Origin of the sequence: Paenibacillus thermoaerophilus, from assembly GCF_005938195.1 — a bacterium.
Lineage (GTDB): Bacteria > Bacillota > Bacilli > Paenibacillales > Reconciliibacillaceae > Paenibacillus_W > Paenibacillus_W thermoaerophilus.
The window spans coordinates 1-1,172 of the sequence record NZ_VCQZ01000059.1 but is presented as its reverse complement, the minus strand read 5'-3'; the positions used below and the strand labels follow the sequence as shown (position 1 = coordinate 1,172).

The 1,172-nt window shown below is 54.7% G+C and carries 1 protein-coding gene; it reads left to right on the top strand.

Going from position 1 to position 1,172, the window contains the following annotated elements; all coding sequences use genetic code 11:
• Window positions 1–114: 114 nt before the first annotated feature.
• Window positions 115–1,172 (top strand): ISLre2 family transposase (locus FE781_RS17320; RefSeq protein ID WP_138790845.1); only part of this gene is annotated, 1,058 nt, incomplete at its 3' end.

Sequence of the window (1,172 nt, the reverse complement as noted above, 5' to 3'; positions counted from 1 at the left end):
GTTAGTGTAAAATTTCCGTGGGGGTAGGAAATGGAAAAAGCGAACATAGAAAAAGAGCTTCTCCCTTGGTAAAGTGATGTTTGCCGACAACACACCAAGAAGGAGAAAGCCCCTATGAGCCACTTTACCACAACGATACCGACGATGAAAGAGCTTGAGCAATGGATGCTGCGGAAAATGCAAGAGGCGTTCGCCAGCGCCATGACGAAGGCGCTGGAAATGATGGACCAGCAGATTCTTGAGCAGCGGGACCGATCACGTTACCGTGTGAAAGAAGAACGCGAAACCAGCGTCAATACCGTGTTCGGGCATATCCGGTTCAAACGGAGATTGTACGTGGATCGACAGAGTGGCAAGTATGTATATCTGCTGGATCGCCTGCTGCAATTCGAAGGGCGAGGGAAAGTCAGCCCGCATTTGGAAGAGACGGCGATTGCGTTCGCGAGCCAAGGTCCGTCCTATCGGGACAGCGCGAAGCGGCTGGAGCAATTGTTAGGGTACAACGTGCTAAGCCATCAGGCGATTCGGGAGAAGCTGCTCGAAAAGGCGGAGCAAGAGACGAGGGCTGCAAAGCGGCGACCGGCGCGCGTGCTGTTCGTGGAAGTGGACGGCTTGTACACGAAACTGCAGCGGAGCAAGAAGCATGGAATGGAGAACGCGATTGCGGTTGTGCACGAAGGCTGGGAGAAAAGCGGCAAGCGTGTCCGACTGAAGAATAAGCAACACTATCTGCATACGGCCGGGGGCAACTTCTGGGAAGGGTTTGGAGACTTCCTGGCGGAGCGCTACGAAATCGATGAGAACACGTGGCTTGTCGTAAACGGAGACGGAGCGGCGTGGATCGGGGAATGTGAATCGTACTTCCATCAATGCTTGTACATGCTTGACCGTTTCCATGTCGCACGCGATCTCAAGCGTTTTGTCGGCCATCTGCCGAGTGTATGGGAGGCCGTAAAAAAATCCCTCGCCAAGCAGGACGCTGCGGCGTTGATGGCGGCTTTGGAAGGCGTGGCAGAGCACGAGATCGCGGAGGAGCAATGGAAACAGTACAAGAGTTATCTGAAGCGGCATCAGAGGCATTTGGACGACTACCGGAAGACGCTTTGCGCCAACGGAATCGACACCAGCGCTATGCGCCCGATGGGGAGTGCGGAATCGCAGATGCGCATCTT